Annotated in this window: 17 protein-coding genes; 2 read left to right on the top strand and 15 right to left on the bottom strand. The window is 69.4% G+C overall.

Features of this window, described 5'->3' with window-relative positions; genetic code table 11:
- Positions 1 to 208: 208 nt before the first annotated feature.
- Positions 209 to 1,216, top strand: a complete 1,008-nt coding sequence (locus tag QIS96_RS25140) for a pseudouridine synthase (RefSeq protein WP_282545010.1) — start codon at positions 209 to 211, stop codon at positions 1,214 to 1,216.
- Here QIS96_RS25140 and QIS96_RS25135 read toward each other — a convergent pair.
- The 12 genes from QIS96_RS25135 to QIS96_RS25080 all read right to left on the bottom strand — a co-directional run bounded on the left by QIS96_RS25135 (position 1,198) and on the right by QIS96_RS25080 (position 13,487).
- Entirely contained in the window at positions 1,198 to 4,011 is a 2,814-nt protein-coding gene (locus QIS96_RS25135; RefSeq protein WP_282545009.1) for a DEAD/DEAH box helicase, read from the bottom strand. The genes QIS96_RS25140 and QIS96_RS25135 overlap by 19 nt on opposite strands.
- Before the next feature lie 98 nt (positions 4,012 to 4,109).
- Complete coding sequence (locus tag QIS96_RS25130) at positions 4,110 to 5,006, bottom strand: diacylglycerol kinase (protein WP_282545008.1); 897 nt, start codon at positions 5,004 to 5,006, stop codon at positions 4,110 to 4,112.
- Between the two features lie 42 nt (positions 5,007 to 5,048).
- Positions 5,049 to 5,951: a twin-arginine translocase subunit TatC gene (gene tatC / locus QIS96_RS25125; protein ID WP_282545080.1), complete on the bottom strand. Its 903-nt coding sequence runs from the start codon at positions 5,949 to 5,951 to the stop codon at positions 5,049 to 5,051.
- Between the two features lie 92 nt (positions 5,952 to 6,043).
- The gene (tatA, locus tag QIS96_RS25120) at positions 6,044 to 6,331 is read right to left on the bottom strand and encodes a Sec-independent protein translocase subunit TatA (RefSeq protein WP_282545007.1); all 288 of its coding nucleotides are present in this window, start codon (positions 6,329 to 6,331) and stop codon (positions 6,044 to 6,046) included.
- A 219-nt stretch (positions 6,332 to 6,550) separates the two neighbouring features.
- Positions 6,551 to 6,748 (bottom strand): hypothetical protein, encoded by a 198-nt coding sequence (locus tag QIS96_RS25115; RefSeq protein ID WP_282545006.1) that lies wholly within the window; start codon positions 6,746 to 6,748, stop codon positions 6,551 to 6,553.
- Positions 6,749 to 6,758: 10 nt separating this feature from the next.
- Positions 6,759 to 7,082, bottom strand: coding sequence for a hypothetical protein (locus QIS96_RS25110; protein WP_282545005.1), 324 nt, complete (start codon positions 7,080 to 7,082; stop codon positions 6,759 to 6,761).
- 11 nt (positions 7,083 to 7,093) lie between these two features.
- Positions 7,094 to 8,155: a helix-turn-helix transcriptional regulator gene (locus tag QIS96_RS25105; protein WP_282545004.1), complete on the bottom strand. Its 1,062-nt coding sequence runs from the start codon at positions 8,153 to 8,155 to the stop codon at positions 7,094 to 7,096.
- A 17-nt stretch (positions 8,156 to 8,172) separates the two neighbouring features.
- Positions 8,173 to 9,126, bottom strand: coding sequence for a helix-turn-helix transcriptional regulator (locus tag QIS96_RS25100; RefSeq protein WP_282545003.1), 954 nt, complete (start codon positions 9,124 to 9,126; stop codon positions 8,173 to 8,175).
- A 153-nt stretch (positions 9,127 to 9,279) separates the two neighbouring features.
- Positions 9,280 to 9,654 (bottom strand): FKBP-type peptidyl-prolyl cis-trans isomerase, encoded by a 375-nt coding sequence (locus QIS96_RS25095; RefSeq protein ID WP_282545002.1) that lies wholly within the window; start codon positions 9,652 to 9,654, stop codon positions 9,280 to 9,282.
- A 68-nt stretch (positions 9,655 to 9,722) separates the two neighbouring features.
- Positions 9,723 to 10,709, bottom strand: coding sequence for an FKBP-type peptidyl-prolyl cis-trans isomerase (locus tag QIS96_RS25090; RefSeq protein ID WP_282545079.1), 987 nt, complete (start codon positions 10,707 to 10,709; stop codon positions 9,723 to 9,725).
- A gap of 147 nt (positions 10,710 to 10,856) precedes the next feature.
- Complete coding sequence (gene pafA / locus QIS96_RS25085; RefSeq protein ID WP_282545001.1) at positions 10,857 to 12,218, bottom strand: Pup--protein ligase; 1,362 nt, start codon at positions 12,216 to 12,218, stop codon at positions 10,857 to 10,859.
- Positions 12,219 to 12,227: 9 nt separating this feature from the next.
- Entirely contained in the window at positions 12,228 to 13,487 is a 1,260-nt protein-coding gene (locus QIS96_RS25080; RefSeq protein ID WP_282545000.1) for an MFS transporter, read from the bottom strand.
- 163 nt (positions 13,488 to 13,650) lie between these two features.
- Between QIS96_RS25080 and QIS96_RS25075 the strand changes: the two genes are divergently transcribed.
- Positions 13,651 to 14,655, top strand: a complete 1,005-nt coding sequence (locus QIS96_RS25075) for a LacI family DNA-binding transcriptional regulator (RefSeq protein WP_282544999.1) — start codon at positions 13,651 to 13,653, stop codon at positions 14,653 to 14,655.
- A gap of 95 nt (positions 14,656 to 14,750) precedes the next feature.
- Here QIS96_RS25075 and prcA read toward each other — a convergent pair whose 3' ends face one another.
- The 3 genes from prcA to QIS96_RS25060 are packed head-to-tail and all read right to left on the bottom strand — an operon-like array spanning position 14,751 to position 16,931.
- Positions 14,751 to 15,506 carry a proteasome subunit alpha gene (gene prcA, locus QIS96_RS25070; RefSeq protein WP_282544998.1) on the bottom strand — a complete coding sequence of 252 codons (756 nt, stop codon included), beginning with the start codon at positions 15,504 to 15,506 and terminating at the stop codon, positions 14,751 to 14,753.
- 52 nt (positions 15,507 to 15,558) lie between these two features.
- On the bottom strand, positions 15,559 to 16,404 hold the full coding sequence (prcB, locus tag QIS96_RS25065) for a proteasome subunit beta (RefSeq protein ID WP_282544997.1): 846 nt from the start codon (positions 16,402 to 16,404) through the stop codon (positions 15,559 to 15,561).
- Positions 16,356 to 16,931, bottom strand: a complete 576-nt coding sequence (locus tag QIS96_RS25060) for an endonuclease VII domain-containing protein (protein WP_408907251.1) — start codon at positions 16,929 to 16,931, stop codon at positions 16,356 to 16,358. The genes prcB and QIS96_RS25060 overlap by 49 nt, the downstream gene beginning before the upstream one ends.
- Positions 16,932 to 16,933 lie beyond the last annotated feature (2 nt).

The raw sequence follows: 16,933 nt of genomic DNA, 5'->3' as shown, positions 1-16,933 counted from the left end.
CCCCGGACACGGCTTGGGCCTGGGCTTGGCCTGGGCTTGGCCTGGGCTTGGCCTGGGCCTGGGCCGACAAACTCCACTCCGCCCGCCAATTCCAGCCCGTCCGGCGCTTGAGGACGAGCCCGGAGGGCGATCAACGGCGCCCGAGTCAACGGCAAGCACCCGACCACGGCAAGACCCCCTCCGCAAAAGCCCCCGTACCCTTACCACCGTGCCCAGACGCAAGCCCCGGATCCCTGACTCCCCGCTCCCCCAGCGCGACGGAATCGACCCGGTGCACCTGCGACTGCCGCTCGACGGGGAGTGGGCGACCGTAAGAGACCACCTGGTGGACCGCCTCCCCGTCCCCGCCGAAGTCGTGGACGGACTGCTCGAAGCCGGCCAAGTCGCAGACGTGGACGGTCTGTTGACCGCAACCAGCCCCTACGTCCCGGGCGGACACCTCTGGTTCCACCGCCCCCTCGCCCCCGAGCCCCGCGTCCCGTTCCCGCTCCGCGTGCTCTACCGGGACGCGCATCTGCTCGTCGTGGACAAGCCGCACTTCCTCGCCACCACCCCCCGCGGCAGCCACATCACCGAGACCGCCCTGGCCCGCCTCCGTCGCGAGCTCGACCTGCCGCGCCTCTCCCCGGCCCACCGCCTGGACCGGCTCACCGCCGGCCTCGTCCTGTTCACGCTGCACCCCGCCGAACGCGGCGCGTACCAGCGGATGTTCGCCGACAAGCGGGTCCACAAGGAGTACGAGGCGATCGCCCCGTACGATCCGGCTCTCGCCCTGCCGCGCACGGTCCGCAGCCGGATCGTGAAGGACCGCGGGATCATCGCCGCGTACGAGGTGCCGGGTGAGCCCAACAGCGAGAGCCGGATCGAGCTCGTCGAGCACCGCGAGCACGGCCCCGGCGGACCGCTCGCCCGCTACCGGCTGCTCCCCCGCACCGGCCGCACCCACCAGCTGCGGGTGCACATGAACGCGCTCGGCCTGCCGATCCTCGGCGACCCGGTGTACCCGACCGTCGCCGACCCCGCGCCCGACGACTACTCACGGCCGCTCCAACTCCTCGCCCGTACGCTGGAGTTCACCGATCCGCTGACCGGCCGCGCGCACCGCTTCGAGAGCCGCCGCACCCTCCAGGCGTGGACGGACCACGAGACCTGGGCAGCGGGCCCCGCCCCGACAACAGCCGGGGCGGAGCCGCAACATCAGCCGACCGACGAGTAAGCCACAACTCCCCGCAGCAGCGCGTCGACGGCCTTGCGGGCGTTCTTGCCGACCGTGCTGCCGTCCGCCTGGGCGGCCGCCGCGATCTGACCGAGCACGTCGATGACCTGCTTGCACCAGCGCACGAAGTCACCGGCCGGCATCTCCGCCTCGCGCAGCACCTCGTCCAGGCTCTTGTCGGACGCCCACATGTACGCCGCCCAGGCGAAGCCGAGGTCGGGCTCGCGCTGGCCGACGCCCTCCGCCTGGTTGATGCGGAACTCCTCCTCCAGGGCGTCGAGCCGACCCCAGATCCGCACCATCTCGCCGAGCGCCGCCTTGGCGGGCCCGGTCGGCAGCTTCGGCGCGAGCGCGTCGTCGGCGGCCCGCGCCTCGTACACCAACGCCGAGACGCACGCGGCGAGTTCGGCCGGTTTCAGGCCTTCCCAGACGCCCGCGCGCAGGCATTCGGAGGCGAGCAGGTCCAGCTCGCCGTAGAGCCGGCCGAGGCGGCGGCCGTCGTCCGTGACCTCGTCCCCGCGGAGATAGTCGAGCTCGGTGAGGAGCGCGACGATCCGGTCGAAGGTGCGCGCGATGGTGTTGGTGCGCCCCTCGATGCGGCGCTCCAGCTGTCTGGTGTCGCGCTTCAGCCGGTGGTACCGCTCGGCCCAGCGGGCGTGGTCCTCGCGCTCGTCGCAGCCGTGGCAGGGGTGAGCGCGCAGCTCGGCCCGCAGCCGGCTGATCTCCCGGTCGTCCGCCGCGGCCGAGCGGCCCTTGCTGTGCTTCTCCGGCCGGACGTGCCCCGCCTTGGTGCGCAGCGCGGAGGCCAGGTCCCGACGGGACTGCGGCGAGCGGGGGTTGAAGGACTTGGGGATCCGCATCCGGTCGAGCGCCTCGACCGGAACGGGGAAGTCCATCGACGCGAGCCGCTTCACCTGCCGCTCGGCGGTGAGGACGAGGGGCCGCGGCCCTTCCTGGTACTCGTACCCCCGGTGGCCGTTGGAACGGCCCGCGGACAGGCCCGGGTCGAGGACCAGGGCGAGGCCCGCGAACTTGCCGGTGGGGACGTGGATGACATCGCCCGGCTTGAGCTTCTCCAGGGCTGCGGCCGCGGCCGCTCGGCGCTGCACGGCGCCCTGCTTGGCCAGCTCGTTCTCCCGGTCCTTGAGCTCGCGGCGCAGCCGCGCGTACTCCTCGAAGTCGCCCAAGTGGCAGGTCATGGAGGCCTTGTAGCCCTCCAGGCCCTCTTCGTTGCGCTGGACCTGGCGGGAGATGCCGACGACCGAGCGGTCCGCCTGGAACTGCGCGAAGGACGTCTCGAGCAGCTCGCGCGAGCGGTGCCGCCCGAACTGGTGCACCAGGTTCACCGCCATGTTGTACGACGGCTTGAAGCTGGAGCGCAGCGGATACGTACGCGTGCCGGCGAGGCCCGCGAGGTGCTCGGGGTTCATGCCGCGCTGCCAGAGCACGACGGCGTGGCCCTCGATGTCGATGCCGCGGCGGCCTGCACGGCCGGTCAACTGCGTGTACTCACCGGGGGTGATGTCGGCGTGCTGCTCGCCGTTCCACTTGACGAGCTTCTCCAACACCACTGAGCGCGCGGGCATGTTGATGCCGAGGGCGAGGGTCTCGGTGGCGAACACGGCCTTCACGAGGCCGCGTACGAACAGCTCCTCGACGACCTCCTTGAACGTCGGCAGCATGCCCGCGTGGTGCGCGGCGATGCCTCGCTCCAGGGCCTCCAGCCACTCGAAGTAGCCGAGGACGTGCAGGTCTTCGTCGGGGATGGAGGCCGTGCGCTCCTCGACGATCTCGCGGACCTTCTGCCTGCCCTCCTCGTCGTTGAGCCGGAGGCCCGCGTACAGGCACTGCTGGACGGCGGCCTCGCAGGCGGCACGGCTGAAGATGAACGTGATCGCGGGCAGCAGGCCCTCGGAGTCCAGGCGGTCGATGACCTCGGGCCGGCCCGGCGTCCAGATCCGGGACCTGGAGCGCCGCTCCCGCTCGCGGTCGGCCTCCCGGATCCGCTTGCCCTTGCGGCGGTCCCTGCCGTACGCCGGTCTGCTGTCCTCAAGGCGGGCCATGCGCTGCAGGTCCGGGTTGACGGCGCGCTTGCCGGACTGCTGCGACTCCTCGAAGAGGTCGTACATCCGCCGCCCGGCGAGCACGTGCTGGAACAGCGGCACGGGCCGGTGCTCGGAGACGATCACCTCGGTGTCGCCGCGGACGGTGTCCAGCCAGTCCCCGAACTCCTCGGCGTTGGAGACCGTGGCGGAGAGGGAGACCAGCGTGACCGACTCGGGGAGGTGGATGATCACTTCCTCCCAGACGGCGCCGCGGAAGCGGTCGGAGAGGTAGTGCACCTCGTCCATCACCACGTACCCGAGGCCGCGCAGGGTCTGGGAGCCCGCATACAGCATGTTCCGCAGCACCTCGGTGGTCATGACCACGATCGGGGCGTCGGAGTTGACGCTGTTGTCGCCGGTGAGCAGGCCGACCTTGTCCTGGCCGTAACGGCGGGCCAGATCGGCGTACTTCTGGTTGGACAGCGCCTTGATGGGGGTGGTGTAGAAGCACTTCTTGCCCTGTCTCAGGGCGAGGTGGACGGCGAACTCGCCGACGATCGTCTTGCCCGAGCCCGTGGGCGCGGCGACGAGCACGCCGTTGCCCGCTTCGAGTGCCTGGCAGGCCTCGATCTGGAAGGGGTCGAGCCCGAAGTCGTACATCTCGCGGAAGGACGCGAGTGCGGTGGCCTGCTCGACAGCCCGCTTGCGGGCTGCCGCGTACCGCTCGGCCGGTGAGAGGTCCTCTGTCATCTTGTCTTCGAGCCTACCCGCCACCACTGACAGCGTCGCGATCTTTGTTCACCTGGGACTTCGGCCGGGGCTCGGGCCTGGGGTTTCGGCCCGGGGCGTCAGCTTCTGGGCGCGAGAACGCGGACCGCTGCGGGCACGCATTCGGCGGTCAGCGGGAGCGCGCCGAGCGGCTCCCCGTCGGCGTACCCGGTGACGTCCGGCGCCTCCAGGGTCACCTTGGCGGCCCGGTGCACGGTGACCTTCGGGTGGTCGAGGTGGGTGCCCTTGTAGACCTGCGGGAACACCCGCAGCAGGGTGCGGCGCGAGCAGTCGCCGACGACGGTGACGTCGAAGAGCCCGTCGTCGAGCACGGCCCCGGCACAGATCCGCATGCCCCCGCCGTACGAGCTGCCGTTGCCGACGGCGACGAGGGTGGCGTCGACCTCGAAGGCGGGCCCGTCGTCGAGCCGGATGCGGTAGGGCAGCGGCTTGAACGCGGCGAGTTCGGCGAGGATCGCGAGGTCGTACTTGAAGCGCCCGCCGGGCCAAGTCATGCGGTTGCCGCGGTCGTTGACGCGGGAGTCGAAGCCGGAGGCGAGGACGGTGCCGAACCAGCGCCCGTCGACCCGGCCGAGGTCGACCTCGCGGATCCGCGCGCTCTTGAGCGCCTCGGCGGCGAGCTTCCCGGCGGCCCCGGGGGCGCGTACGGGCAGGCCGAGGGCGCGGGCGAAGTCGTTGCCGGTGCCGACGGCGATCACGCCGAGCGGGGTGCGGGTGCCGGCGACGGCCTGCAGGGCGAGGCCCGCCATGCCGTCCCCGCCGACCGCGATGAGCGCGCCGGTCCCGCCTTCGACGGCTTCGCGGGCCCGCCGCAGGGCGTCGTCGGGTCCATCGCCGACGAGGGTGCGCACGGAGAATCCGGCGGCCCGGAGCGCGGAAGCGGCCGGCTGCGCGGCGTGCGCGCCCCGGCCGCGGCCTGCGGTGGGATTGACGAAGAGCGTGATCTCGCTGGTCACTGCGGGCCCCTCCGGACTCTGTGGGGGCTGGACCTTACAAGATCAGGTGATGTCGTCGTAACCGTTCGTCCTGCGGTCGCGGTCGTTCGCGTCGGTGCTCGCCTGCTCGGGGAGCGCCCGCGCGGCCGGCACGGACTCGATGTCACCGATGGCCTCGGGCGTCAGATCGAGCTCGGAGGCCTCGTCGTCGGAGAGGGCGGCGTCGGGGTTGTTGCGGGCCCTTCGCTTGTCGTTCAGAAGGGAGAAGCCGACGGCCATGAAGTAGAGGACGACGATGGGTCCGGCGAGAGCGATCATTCCGACCGGGTCGGTCGTGGGTGTCGCGACGGCACCGAAGACGAAGACTCCCATGACGACACCGCGCCACCATCCGGCCATGCGACGGCCGGTGACCATTCCGGTCATGTTCAGCATGACCAGGAGCAGCGGCAGCTCGAAGGCGAGGCCGAAGACGAGCACCATGCGGACGGTGAAGTCCAGGACGTCGTCGAGCGCGAGGATGTTCGCGGAGCCCTCTGGGGTGATGCCGAGGAGCACCTTCATGCTGATCGGCAGGATCACGTACGCGAGGTAGGCGCCGGCCGCGAACAGCGGGACGGCGGCGGCCACGAAGGTGTACGTGTACTTCTTCTCGCTCTTGTGCAGACCGGGCGCGACGAACGCCCACAGCTGATACAGCCAGACCGGGCTCGCGACGATCACGCCGGCCATCAGGCTGACCTTCACCGTCGTGGTGAAGGGCGAAAGCAACGTGTTGAAGGAGACCACCGCGCAGTTGCCACCGGTGGACTCACCCAGGCCCCCCTTGCAACTGGGCACCGGCTCCGTGAGGAACCCCATGAGTTCCTCGCTGTAGAACGCGGCCACGATCGTGACCACGACGATGGCGAGCATTCCCTTGCTGAGCCGGTTGCGGAGCTCACGCAGATGCTCCGCGAGGGGCATCCGCCCCTCGGGGTCCTTCTCCTGCTTGCGGGCAGACTTGAGCAACCCACGTCCTCATCTCGTGCGGCAGGCCCGCTCCGGCCTGCTCCGGATCAGCGCTGTGTCGTACGGTCGGACGGCTCGTTCACCGGGCGTGCACTCGTCACGTCGCCGGGAGCGGCCTGGATCGTACGGGGAGCCTGCTGGTCCGCGCCCGGGTTCGGCGGGTCGGCCGGGGCATTCTCCTTGTTGTCGTCCTTCTTCATCGCCTTGGCCTCGCTCTTGAGGATGCGAGCGGACTTGCCGAGGGAACGCGCCATGTCGGGCAGCTTCTTCGCGCCGAAAAGAAGGAGGATTACGAGAATGATCAGGCTGATCTCGAGGGGGCCGAGCCTACCCATGGGGTTTACCTTCTTCACCGAGGCGACAGGATCAGGTGCTGGTTGGGCCGGACAGGTATCCGACCACCGTGCTTGACTGCGATCGTAACCCCCAGGAGTAAACGCAGGGCAATCCCCTTGCGTACTCCTGGCTAGTCGCCCCTCGCCTGTGATCGCGCGCTTCGTCGGCCGGCGCACGCACCGGGAACAGGCCTCCGGGAGACGGGCCCCAGACGGGCCCTAGAGCGTGTCCCGCCCGGTCCGCGCAACGCCCGTGGCCGCCCGCTCCAGGTCCTCCGCAGCGCGGTTGATCTTCCCCGCGGTGTCGGCGACCTGCGCTCCGAGGCGTCTGACCTCCAGGAAGACGCGTACGGCGAGCACACCGAGGACGGCCAGCCCCAGGAACCCCAGGGCGATCGCGATCATGGGCCAGAACATGCGCGCCACCCTAGACCGTGGAGTGCAGACGCAGCGTCCGCACCCCACCGCGCGTGAGGAGTTCGACGATGCGCTCACCGGCGGGCTTGCGCACGGCGGCGTCGCACTCGGGGCAGGTGAAGGAGTAGAAGGTGGTACGCCGGCTGGCACCGATGGCCAACCGGATGGCACCGGCGGCCAGTTGGAAGCGGGCCCGGCAGTCGGGGCAGGCGGCCTTGAACTGCGTGGGGCCCGACTGGCGCGGGACGCCGGGCACGGCCTCACCGTCGGCGGGCCGCCCCGCACCCACCACCGCGAACCCGGATCTTCCCGAACTACCGGACGTACTCGACATATCCGAAACCCTCAAGCTCCCTGCCCCCGCCCCTGCCCTGGCGCATCGTGAACCTCGTCATGCGGTTCGCCATGCGGAGCGCTGTGTGGGGCGCCGTGCGTCTCGCCGTCCGCCGCTTCGTACGCGGCGAGCGCCTCCACCGCCGCGCGCCGCGCGCTCTGCGCCAGGTCGCCGGGCTCGGTGATCCGGCCGTCCGGCCCGAGCCGCAGCGCGAGCCTGCGCAGCGACGCCGGGTCCGGGGTGCGCAGGGTGATGCGGAGCCCGCCGTCGGGCAGCTCCTCCGCGCTGTCGTGCGGGTAGTACTCGGCGACCCAGCGCCCGCCGGGCCCGACCTCGACGACCACCTCCGGATCGTCGGCCGACGGCTGCACCAGCGCCTCGGACAGGTCCCGCAGCTCCAGCTCGGGCGGGGCGGCCGGCTCGTCCAGGATGCGGATCTCGGCGACCCGGTCGAGGCGGAAGGTGCGCCGCGCCTCGGAGCGGTAGCACCACGCCTCCATGTACGTGTGGCCGAGCGCGAACAGGCGGATCGGGTCGACCTCCCGCTCGGTCAGCTCGTCGCGCGCGGGCGAGTAGTAGCGCACCCACAGGCGGCGCCGCTCGGAGATCGCCCGGTCCACCTCGGCGAAGACGCCGCCCTCGGACTCGAACGTGACCGAGAGCCGGTCGCTGGCCCCGGCCGTCTCCCCCGCCGCGGCCTCCAGCTTGGCGGTGGCACGGAGCAGCGCCTCGCGGTCGCCCTCGCGCAGTCCCGGCAAGGTGGCGACGGCGCGGGCGGCGACCAGCAGCGCGGTCGCCTCGTCCGCGGCGAGCCGGAGCGGGGCGGCAGCCTCGGCGGACAGGGCGGCCGGGTTGTGCCACCAGATCCGCTCGCCGTCGGTGTCGATGTCGAGCAGGTCGCCGCCGCGGAAGCTGGTCCCGCACAGCGGCAGCACGTCGAGGTCGGAGATCAGCTCGTCCTCGCTGATGCCGAACGCCCGCGCCACGTCCGCGATCCGGGCGCCGGGGCGCTCGCGGAGATATGTGACGAGGGACAGCATCCTGCGGGTCTGGTCGATCGCGTTCGCGGCCATGTCTGTCCGTCTCCCCCTCAGCCAGTGGCCACGGCACGCAGCCGGTCCACGACGTCCGCCCGCAGCTCGGCGGGTTCGAGCACCACCACATCGGGCCCGAACTCCACGAGCCAGGCGTCCATGCCGTGCCCGTACGGAATCTCCAACTCGTCCCAGCCGTCGCCGAGTTCACGCACCGACGTGGCCTTGGCGCGCAGCGGGTAGCCCGCCCCCGCGCGCAGCCTGAGCTTCGCGGAGCGGTCGGCGATCTCCCCGGCCCAGCTCGCCACGGTCTCCCGTACGGTCACGACGTCCGGCACCTCGGCGGTGAACTTCCCTGCCCGGGAACGGACCTTGCCGGTGATCCGGGAGAGCCGGAACAGCCGCTCCGCGCCCCGGTCCCGGTCCCAGCCCGCCAGGTACCAGTGGCCGCGCCAGCACTCCAGGGCCCACGGCTCCACATGCCGGGCCTCCGGGCGGGCGGCGTTCGCCTTGCGGTACTCGAAGACGACGGGACGGCGGTCGCGGCAGGCCAGCATCAGCGGCTCGAACGCCGCCTCGTGCACCGGGATCCGCGGTTCGAGCGCACTGTGCGGCTCGTACGGATCGACCTCCTCGGGCAGCCCGGCGGCGCGCAGCTTCTGCAGGGCGCCGCTCGCGGCCCCGGCCAGGCGGGCCTGCTGCCAGACCTTCGCGGCCAGGCCGAGCGCGGCGGCCTCCTCCGCGTCGAGAGTGACGGGCGGCAGGCGGTTGCTGTCGCGGCGGGCCAGATAACCGACGTCACCGTCGAGGTTCTCGACCGTCTCGATCACCAGGCCGAGTTCCCGCAGGTCGTCCTTGTCCCGCTCGAACATCCGGTTGAAGGAGTCGTCGGAACCCGCCTCCAGGTACGCCTCGATGGAGCCGCGCAACTCGCGCTTGCTCAACGGCCGCCGGGTCCCCAACAGGCACAGCGCGAGATTCATCAGCCGCTCTGCCTTGGCAATCGCCATCGACGCCCTCTCCCACCTGCCACGCAACGCACGCCGCTCTACGACGGTCGACCGTACCGCTACGGAGTGTCGAGGCAAAAGCCGAGGGCCCCCGCCGACAGGCAGGGGCCCTCGAAGTTCCGAACCCGGCTCACGCCGGAGTCCGACGGCGGTTCAGCCGACCTGGACCAGGTCGCAGACGAAGATCAGCGTCTCGCCCGGCTTGATCACGTTGCCGGCGCCGCGCTCGCCGTACGCCAGGTGCGGCGGGATGATCAGCTGGCGGCGGCCGCCGACCTTCATGCCCTGCACGCCCTTGTCCCAGCCGGGGATGACCTGACCGACACCGAGCTGGAAGTCCAGGGTCCGGCCGCGGTTCCAGCTCGCGTCGAACTCCTCACCGCTGGAGAAGGCCACACCGACGTAGTGCATGCGGATCGGATCGCCCGCCTTGGCCTCGGCGCCGTCGCCCTCCCAGATGTCCTTGATCTCCAGGTCCGCCGGGGGCTCGCCGCCGGGGAAGTCGACCTCGGGCTTGTCGATGCTCACGTGTATTGCTCCTGCTTCTTCGAATGTGCAGCGGGGACAGTCTTACATTTCCGCCGGACCGCTCACGCTCACATCTTCGCGATGATGTCGACCGAGAAGACCAGAGTGGACTTGGCGGGGATGCCCTGCTGCTCCTTGTCGCCGTACCCGAGCTCCGGCGGCACCACGATCAGCACCCGGCTGCCCACCTTCTTCCCCGTGAGCCCCTGCGACCAGCCCTTCACGACCTGCGCCAGCGGGAACTGCGCGAGCTGCGAGCGCTTGTACGTGGAGTCGAACTCCTTGCCGCCGTCCCACAGCACACCCTTGTACTGCACGAGCACCGTGTCCTGCGCCTTCAGCGCGGGACCGTCGCCCTCGATCACATAGTTCGCCACGAGCTTCTTCGGGGCGTCCTTCTTCGGCACGTCGATCGACGGCGCCTTGCCGTCGGTGTTCATGCCGACCTTCGGCAGGTCGATGTTGTCCTGCGCGACGTCCTTGCCCTTCGCGGAGCTCTTCGCCCCGTACGAGCCGACGATGTCGACGACGAAGACCAGGGTGTCGGTGCCCTTGATGCCCGCCTGTGCATTGCCCTGCTTGCCGTACCCGAGCTCCGGCGGAATGCCCAGCTCGACCCGGCTGCCCACCTTCTTGCCGACAAGACCCTGGTCCCAGCCCGGAATGACCTGGCCCACACCGATCGGGAACACCGCCGGCGCACCGCGGTCGTAAGAGTTGTCGAAGACCTTCGCCGAGGCCCAGATCTGCCCCAGGTAATCGACCTGCAGATAGTCGCCCTTCGCGACCTTCGCGTCCTTGCCCTCGATCAGCGTCTTCACCGCAAGGTTCTTCGACGGCTCGCCCGAACCCTTCGCAACCGTCGGCTTCGTCCCGAACTTGTCGCCCTTGGTGATCTCGGGCAGCGGACCGTCCACGATCTTCGCGGCGGCGTCCCCCGAGTTGGAAGAACCGTCCGTGGCCTTGGACTTGGCCTTGTCTGCCTTGTCGTCGCCGCAGCCGGCGAGCGTCAACAGTCCGGCGGGAACGGCAAGAAGCAGCGAGCGTCGGCGCACTGTGGGCCTCATCATCGATAGATCTTGTGTGGGGTGCGCGCAACTCTACGACGTGACAAGGGCGCCGCACGAGAAACGTACGGCGCCCGCGTTGCGCTCCCGGCCTAACCGGCCCTGGAACACAGGTGATTCGTCACATTCCGGCGATCACATACCTGCGATGAGTTTCTCCACCCGGTCGTCCACCGAACGGAACGGGTCCTTGCACAACACCGTGCGCTGCGCCTGGTCGTTCAGCTTCAGATGCACCCAGTCCACGGTGAAGTCCCGCCGCTGCTCCTGCGCCCGGCGAATGAAATCACCGCGCAACCTCGCCCTGGTCGTCTGCGGAGGCACCGACTTGCCCTCGAAGATCTTCAAGTCGTTGCAGATACGCGCCGCTTGACCCTTCTTCTCCAGCAGGTAGTACAACCCGCGCCGACGGTGGATGTCGTGATACGCGAGGTCTATCTGCGCGACCCGCGGATGCGACATCGTCATGTTGTGCTTGTTGCGGTACCGCTCGATGAGCTTGTACTTCATGACCCAGTCGATCTCGGTGTCGATCTTGTCCAGGTCCTCCTGCTCGATCGCGTCGAGCGTACGGCCCCACAGTTCGAGGACCTGCTCCACGGTGCCCGAACGAATGCCGCGGCGCTCGCAGAAGTCCACGGCCTTCTCGTAGTACTCGCGCTGCACTTCAAGGGCCGAGGCCTCCCGGCCACTGGCCAGACGCACCTTGCGCCGCCCCGTGATGTCGTGACTCACCTCGCGGATCGCCCGGATCGGGTTCTCCAGCGTCAGGTCCCGCATCACCGTGCCCGCCTCGATCATGCGGAGCACCAGGTCGGTCGCGCCGACCTTCAACAGCATCGTCGTCTCCGACATGTTGGAGTCGCCGACGATGACATGCAGCCGCCGGTAACGCTCGGCGTCCGCGTGCGGCTCGTCCCGGGTGTTGATGATCGGGCGGGAACGCGTCGTCGCGGAACTGACGCCCTCCCAGATGTGCTCGGCGCGCTGACTCACGCAGTACACCGCACCACGCGGCGTCTGCAGCACCTTGCCCGCCCCGCACAGCAACTGCCGCGTGACGAGGAACGGAATGAGAATGTCGGCAAGCCGGGAGAACTCCCCGTGCCTGGCCACCAGATAGTTCTCGTGGCAGCCGTAAGAGTTGCCCGCGGAATCGGTGTTGTTCTTGAACAGATAGACGTCGCCCGCGATTCCCTCCTCGTGCAGGCGACGCTCGGCGTCGACGAGCAGGCCCTCGAGAATGCGCTCGCCCGCCTTGTCGTGCGTGACCAACTCGGTCACGTTGTCACATTCGGGTGTTGCATATTCCGGATGCGAACCCACGTCGAGATACAGGCGGGCGCCGTTCCGCAGGAAGACATTGCTGCTGCGGCCCCATGACACGACTCGGCGGAAGAGGTAGCGCGCCACTTCGTCAGGCGACAGACGGCGCTGTCCCCTGAACGTGCACGTGACGCCGTACTCGTTCTCCAGCCCGAAAATGCGGCGGTCCATGACTGAACATTACGCCTGATGCCCCGCACTGAAACCGGGTTCGACAGCCCCGTTTCGATCACTTTCCGCCGAGCCCGCCACCTGCCCGCCGCCCACCGGGGCCGCAAGCACCCGAACCGTGCCGAGCAGTACAAGGAGCGCAGCCACTCCACCGGCGCCCGCGACCGCGAACCCCGCAGCCGTGCCACCGCCCTCGATCGCCGGGCCGGCAACACCCGTTCCCACCGCGGCGCCCACACCGAACGTCGTCACCAGCCACGAGAACGCCTCCGTCACCGTGCCCCGCGGCGCATGCCGGTCCACCACGATGAACGCGCAGGCCAACGACGGCGCGAGGAACACCCCCGAAACCGCGGCCAGTACACACATCAGCCACACACCCGGAGTCGACGTCAACGGCAGATACCCCAGCGCCAACAGACCCACGAGCACCCGCAACCGCCGCTCCGGAGCCCCCACCCACTGCCGAGCCCCATACACCACACCGCCCAACAGCGCCCCCAGACCCAGCGCCGCCATCAACCAGCCGTACACCGACTCCCGCCCCTGGTCGTCCGCGTACGCCACCCCCGCCACCGTGATCGAACCCAACGCAAGACCGACGAAGAAGAACGAACCCAGCAACGTCAACAGCCCAGGCGAACGCAACGCCCCCAGCCAGTGCGCCTCCCGCGGCGCCGAACGCCACCTCCGCGACGGCTCCGACACCACCACGGACAACGCCCCGAGCACCCCGATCACATTGATGACCAGCAACGCCGCCCCCGGCGACCACAGCGCCACCAACAACGTCACCAGCAACGGCCCCACGGTGAACATGACTTCCTGCGCCACCGCGTCCAACGCGTACGCCGCATGCACCTTGTCCGCACGACCGAGCACATCCGGCCACAACGCCCGCAGACCGCCCTCCAACGGCGGCGTGAACAACCCGGCCACCCCCACCGCCGCGTACGCGAGCGGCAACGACCCGATCCCCACGAACGCGAACGCGGCCATGCCGAGCGCCGAAAGCACCGCCGCCGGCAACATCACCGCCGGCTGCCCCCGCAGATCCACCGCCCGCCCCAACAACGGCTGCCCGACCGCCGTCGCCAAGCCGTACACGGCCGCCAGCGCACCGGCGAGCGTGTAACTGCCGCCCTCCGCCCGCGTGAACAGCACGATCGCGATATGCCCCGTCGCATTCGGCAGCCGGCCCACGAGCGTCCCGACCAGCAGCCGCGCCGCATGCCGCGTCCGCAAAAGATCCACGTATCCCGCGGCCATGACCTGCCCCTCTCCCGCCCCCTCGCAGCATCCCCCGCGACACACACCCGCGCCCGGAACACCCGTGGAAGTTTTACGTATAACGCCGGGCCCATACGTACCATGTCCGCGAACCACCGGTCCACCCCGCCCACACCGCACCCCAGCGAGAACGGAGCCCGACGTGGCACGCCCCACCAGCAAGGACGTCGCCAAGGCCGCCGGAGTCTCCCAAGCCGCCGTCTCCCTCGTACTCGGCGACAAATGGCACGGCCGCGTCTCCCCCACCACCGCCGACCGCGTCCGCGACACCGCCCGACAACTCGGCTACCGCCCCAACCTCGCCGCCCGCAACCTCCGCCTCGGCCGCACCCGCACCGCCCTCCTCGTCGTCCCCGCCCTCACCAACGACTTCTTCGCCCGCGTCTACACCGGCGCCGCCCACCAAGCCGCCCAACACGACTTCGGCGTCGTCCTCTACCCCTCCCCCGAAGGCCTCGGCCCCGCCAAAGACCCCTTCGCCTCCGCCCGCGCCGCCATCGACGGCGTCATCGCCTCCTCCATGGCCGCCCACACCCTCACCGCACTCCACGGCGCCGACCTCCCCCTCGTCATGCTCGACAGCGACCCCACCGACCCCACCGCAGGCGCCCACGTCAACCTCGACGTCGCCGACGGCATGCGCCAGATCACCGAACACCTCCTCACCCTCGGCCACCGCCACTTCCTCCACCTCGCCGCCGACATCGACTCCTGGACCTTCACCACCCGCGCCGAAGCCATCGCCCACACCCTCCGCACCGCCCCCCACACCACCCTCCGCACCGCCCACGCCCCCCTCTCCGCCGCCTACTCCCGCGCCGCCGCCACCCAAGCACTCACCACCCCCGGCCCCCGCCCCACCGCCGTCATCTGCGACGGCGACATGATCGCCGCCGGCGCCTGCAAAGCCGCCCGCCGCCTCGGCCTCAGCGTCCCCCACGACCTCTCCGTCACCGGCTTCGACGACCTCGCCCTCGCCACCGCCGTCGACCCCGAACTCACCACCGTCCACCTCCCCGCCGAACGCGTAGGCGAACGCGGCATGGAAGCCCTCACCGCCCTCCTCGACGGCCACACCCCCCAGGACGACGCCCTCCCCACCCAACTCGTCATCCGCGACTCCACGGCCCCACCACCCCCCTCCTGAACAGCAAAAAGCCCCGCACCCCCACACCGCCACACGAGCGACACAGGGACACGGGGCCCAGAACCACAGAGCCGGCCGAAACCAGCCGGGCGAGACTACTCCTCGCCCTCCTCCTCATCCGACGGCGCATCCGTCGGCGCAGACGCAGCACCGTCCGCCTCAAGCAACCGCGACAACTGCCGCCCCACGATGCGCTTGAACTTCCGCTGCTGCGGCCGCGTACGGTCCAACACCGCAACCTCGAGACGCTCGGCAGGAATCTCCCGCTCCCCACCGTTCGGCTCCCGCGACAACGCCTGCACGGCCAGCTTCAAAGCCGCCGCCAGACTCATCCCGTCCTCATGCCGCTGATCCAGATAACTGGAGATCTGCTCGGCATTACCACCCACCGCGACCGAACCGTGCTCATCCACGATCGAACCGTCATGCGGCAACCGATAGATCTGATCACCCTCAGGGGTCTCCCCCACCTCGGCGACCACCAACTCAACCTCGTACGGCTTCTCCGCCGCACTCGAGAAAATCGTGCCCAACGTCTGCGCATACACGTTCGCAAGACCCCGAGCCGTCACATCGTCCCGGTCGTACGTGTAACCCCGCAGATCGGCATAACGCACACCACCGATCCGCAGATTCTCGTACTCGTTGTACTTACCGGCCGCGGCAAAACCGATCCGGTCATAGATCTCGCTGAACTTGTGCAACGCACGGGACGGGTTCTCGCCGACGAACACAATGCCATCGGCGTACTGCAGCACAACCAGGCTGCGACCACGGGCAATGCCCTTACGGGCATACTCCGCCCGGTCGGCCATGGCCTGCTGGGGTGAGACATAGAACGGCGTAGACACCGGCTATCCGTCCCTTTCTGTCAGTGGCTGGACGATCAATTCCGAAGCGGACTCAGAGAAGCGCAGCACGCGGACCATCAGGCTGCTCGAGCCGCCGCTCAAGAATCGACCGAGCAATCTCCGAAGCCTCGTCATCACTCAGCCGACGGAAACCCTCATCCGTGATCACCGTGACGATCGGATAGATCCGACGCGCCACATCCGGACCACCCGTCGCCGAATCGTCGTCCGCCGCGTCGTACAACGCCTGCACGACCAGCGTCGTCGCCTGCTCCTCGGTCAGATCGTCCCGGAACAACTTCTTCATCGACCCACGCGCGAAGATCGACCCCGAACCCGTCGCCGCGTAACCCTGCTCCTCGGAACGGCCACCCGTCACGTCGTACGAGAAGATGCGGCCCTTCTCCCGGTCCAGGTCGTACCCCGCGAACAACGGGACCACGGCCAGGCCCTGCATCGCCATGCCGAGGTTGGAACGGATCATCGTCGAGAGCCTGTTGGCCTTGCCCTCCAGCGAGAGCGTCGCCCCCTCGACCTTCTCGAAGTGCTCCAACTCCAGCTGGAACAGCTTCACCATCTCCACGGCCAGACCCGCCGTGCCGGCGATGCCCACCGCCGAGTGCTCGTCCGCGGGAAACACCTTCTCGATGTCCCGCTGCGCGATCATGTTCCCCATCGTCGCCCGCCGGTCACCGGCGAGCACGACACCGCCCGGGAAGGTCGCAGCGACGATCGTGGTGCCGTGCGGCGCCTCGATCACGCCCTTCACAGGCGGGAGTTGACGGTTGCCCGGCAGCAACTCCGGCTGATGCTCGGAGAGAAAGTCCACGAACGACGAGGACCCAGGCGTCAGGAAGGCAGCTGGTAGACGCCCGGTGCTACGAGGATTGGCTTCCACGAGTTTCCTCCCAGATACGCGATCGCCCGACGCAAGGCATCGGGGTCATCGCCCAACTTGCCTATGGCCGAATTGCAGTTGAAGCAGAGTACGCCTCGGACCTTACCCGTGGAGTGGCAGTGATCAACATGCACGGCGGGGTTCTTGAGACAGATCACGCAGAGCCCCTTTTGAGAGGCCACCAACTCATCCCGATCAGCTTCGGTCATGCCGTACTGCCGCTTCAGGTGACCGGCCCGTCCTGCCGCAGCCCGGCACGCCTTGCAGCTCGTGGAAAGTCCGTCAGACGCCGACGAGTTGCGATGCCATTCACTGTGCGGCTTGATCTCACCGCACCTGCGGCAGTACTTGTGCCCCGGAGGCGTCTCCACCCTAGGTCGGACGTTCTTACCCTTGGCTAGCTGCCGCTCCTGGTGGTAGACGGCCACACAAGGCCGACAGTACGCCTGAAGCCCATCCCGCATGGCCCTGTTACTGGCGAAGGCCGCTCGCGGCTTGGTCTCCCGACACCGCGAGCAACGCTTCACGT

Source organism: Streptomyces cavernicola (assembly GCF_029968035.1).
Taxonomy (GTDB): Bacteria; Actinomycetota; Actinomycetes; order Streptomycetales; family Streptomycetaceae; genus Streptomyces; species Streptomyces cavernicola.
This window is presented reverse-complemented; position numbering and strand designations above follow the sequence as displayed.